This window comes from Micromonospora sp. Mcm103 (assembly GCF_024519755.1).
Lineage (GTDB): Bacteria > Actinomycetota > Actinomycetes > Mycobacteriales > Micromonosporaceae > Micromonospora > Micromonospora aurantiaca.
This window is the reverse complement of the sequence record NZ_JALJRJ010000032.1, coordinates 1-3012: the sequence shown is the minus strand read 5'-3', so window position 1 is coordinate 3012 and position 3012 is coordinate 1. Positions and strand designations below refer to the sequence as shown.

Annotated in this window: 2 protein-coding genes; both read left to right on the top strand. The window is 69.8% G+C overall.

The window, feature by feature from the left end; all coding sequences use genetic code 11:
* The first annotated feature begins 228 nt into the window (after positions 1-228).
* Positions 229-1503 (top strand): Ig-like domain-containing protein, encoded by a 1275-nt coding sequence (locus OC439_RS28260; protein ID WP_262016087.1) that lies wholly within the window; start codon positions 229-231, stop codon positions 1501-1503.
* A gap of 162 nt (positions 1504-1665) precedes the next feature.
* Positions 1666-2961 carry an Ig-like domain-containing protein gene (locus OC439_RS28255; protein WP_262016086.1) on the top strand — a complete coding sequence of 432 codons (1296 nt, stop codon included), beginning with the start codon at positions 1666-1668 and terminating at the stop codon, positions 2959-2961.
* The last annotated feature ends 51 nt before the right edge of the window (positions 2962-3012 follow it).

Below are 3012 nucleotides of genomic sequence, written 5' to 3'. Positions count from 1 at the left end.
GGATTAAGAGTCCGCTGCTCTGCCAGTTGAGCTAGCGGCGCTCGCTGACAACGGGAAGAAGATTAGCACGCCCGCCGAGGCGGGTTCCAATCCGATACCGGGGTCCACCCTTCGGACGAGCTTAACCGGCGAAAGCGACCAAAACGGTCATCTGTTCCGGCGCGGGGGCGGGCGTGTGAGCGTCGATACGGCACGATGTCCGCCAGGCATGCGAGGACAGGGGTGGGCATGGGCAGGTTCGCGCGGGCCGGGGCGACGGTGGGCGCCCTGGTCCTGACGGCGTCGCTGGCACTGACCGGGTGCGGCGGCGGCGACGAGGGGAAGAAGCCGGAGTTCGTGCCCGGTCAGCAGCAGGTGGGCGGCGTCTCGTCCTCCGCACCCGACCCGAGCGTCGCACCCAGCGACAGCGCCGCCGCGCCGCCGCTGACGGTGAGCCCGGCCGACGGCGCGAACGCCCGGCCGGTCAGCACCGAGATCAGCGCCCGCATCCCCGGTGGCGGCACCGTGTCGAAGGTGGTGCTCGCCGCCGCCGACGGGACGAACGTCGCCGGGCGGATGCGGCGCGACGGCTCCAGCTGGGTGCCGTCGGCAGCGCTGAAGTACGGCACCAAGTACACCGCCACGGTCACCGGCGCCGGCAAGGACGGCCAGACCTACCAGGGCACCAGCACGTTCACCACGATGGCCAAGCCCAAGTCGATGATCGGCTCCGGCCTCTACATGTTCAGCGGCAAGACGTACGGCGTGGCCATGCCGGTGGTCGCCGAGTTCTCCCCGGGCATCCCGAAGAAGGACCGCGCCGCGGTGCAGAAGCGGATGTTCGTGCAGACCGACCCGCCGCAGCCCGGCGCCTGGCACTGGGTCGACAACGGTACGCAGGCGTACTACCGGGCCCCGGAGTACTGGAAGACCGGCACCACGATCACGGTCCGGCTGGCGCTGGCCGGGATCCCGCTGAGCAACGGCCGGTACGGCAACATCGACCGCAGCGCCACCGCCAAGATCGGCCGCGCGTTCGAGATGACCGTGGACAACGCGACCAAGCAGATGACGGTCTCCGAGAACGGCGCGGTGATCCGTACGCTGCCGGTCAGTCTGGGCAAGAAGAGCACCCCCTCCTCCAGCGGCACGATGGTGGTGATGGAGAAGAAGGAGTCCACCGTCTTCGACACCCGCAGCGAGCCGGACCCGGCCAACCGCTACGTCACCGAGATCGACTTCGCCCAGCGGATCACCTGGGGCGGCGAGTACATCCATGCCGCGCCCTGGTCCGAGGGCGTGCAGGGGCGCCGCAACGTCTCGCACGGCTGCGTCAACGTGTCGATGGCCAACGGCCGGTGGCTGTTCGGCAAGACGATGGTGGGCGACCCGATCACGGTGAAGGGCACCGAGCGCCGCCTGGCCCCCGGCAACGGCTGGACGGCGTGGAGCATGAGCTGGTCGCAGTTCGTCGCCGGCAGCGCGCTGCCGGTTCCGCAGGGCGGGCAGCCGGCACCGTTCTGACCGGCGTAACGTGGTCGGACACGCCACCTCCGACGAAGCGCCGGACGCCAGTGGAATCGTTACACCCGTGCGGGGTGTTCCGTTTCACGTCCGGCAACGCGTACCCGCTCCGGCGCGTCTGACCTGAGACGACGGGGAACGGCATCACCTTGTGAGGGAGTCATGCGAGCTGGCCAGGACGAACCGATCCGGGGCGCGAGCGCCCGACGCGTCGGCCGCCGCCGTGCGCTGGCAGCCGGGCTGCTCGCCGCCGCGATGGCCCTGACCGCCTGCACCAGCGGCGGCGGCGACAAGCCGTCGAGCTGGCAGGGCGGCGGCGACGGCGGCGAGAAGGCCCCGAAGGCGGCGGCCACCATCAGTGAGCCCGCCGCCGACGCCAAGGACGTACCGGCGTCCACCGCCGTCACCTTCACCACGAAGGAGGCGCAGGAGACCACAGTCGAGCTGAAGGACGCCGCCGGCAAGGTCGTCGACGGCACGCTCGCGGCGGACGGCGGGAGCTGGCTGCCGTCAGCGGCCCTGGAGTACGGGCAGACGTACACGGCGACCGTCACCGCGACCGGCGACGACGGCAAGCCCGCCACCGCCACCAGCACGTTCACCACGATGGCGAAGCCGGCCAAGCAGATCCGGGTCACCAGCTTCCTGGGCGACAACCAGGTGGTGGGTGTCGGCATGCCGCTGATCGTGAAATTCGGCCGGGCCATCCCGGAGGACTACCGCGACGACATCCAGCGCCGGATGACAGTCACCTCGAAGCCGGCCCAGGAGGGCATCTGGCACTGGGTGAGCCCGACCGAGGTGCGCTACCGGCCGAAGACGTTCTGGAAGGCCAACAGCACGGTCAGCTACAAGGTGCAGGCGGGCGGGCTGCCGCTGGGCGGCGGCTGGTACGGCCGGGCCGACCTCAGCGTCGACGTCAAGATCGGTCCGTCGTTCGTGATGACAGTCGACAACCGCACCAAGCGGATGACCGTCACCCGCGACGGCAAGGTGGTCAAGACCATCCCGGTGAGCCTGGGCAAGAAGAGCACCCCGTCCTCCAGCGGCACCATGGTGGTGATCGAGAAGCTCCGGCACACGGTCTTCGACACCATGGAGGAGCTGGGCCCGGAGGAGGGCTACCGCACCGAGATCGACTACGCCCAGCGGCTCACCTGGGGCGGCGAGTTCATCCACGCCGCGCCCTGGTCCGAGGGCGTGCAGGGCCGCACGAACGTGTCACACGGCTGCGTCAACGTCTCGATGAAGGAAGGGAACTGGCTGTTCGCCAACACCCGCATCGGTGACCCGATCACCGTGAAGGGCACCGAGCGCAAGCTCCAGAACGGCAACGGCTGGACCGACTGGAACATGAGCTGGGACGAGTACGTCAAGGGCAGCGCCCTGCCGTACGAGCCGCCGTCGGCCGACACCACGCCGGACGCCGGTACGCCCAGCGTCGAGCCCACCCCCTGACAGTGATGATGTGGGAGCGGGTCACCCGGCCGGTCTGACTCACCCTCTGAC

Excerpts from the sequence above, each read along its gene's own strand:
- OC439_RS28260 (WP_262016087.1), top strand. The coding sequence starts at position 229 with ATGGGCAGGTTCGCGCGGGCCGGGGCGACGGTGGGCGCCCTGGTCCTG.
- OC439_RS28255 (WP_262016086.1), top strand. The coding sequence starts at position 1,666 with ATGCGAGCTGGCCAGGACGAACCGATCCGGGGCGCGAGCGCCCGACGC.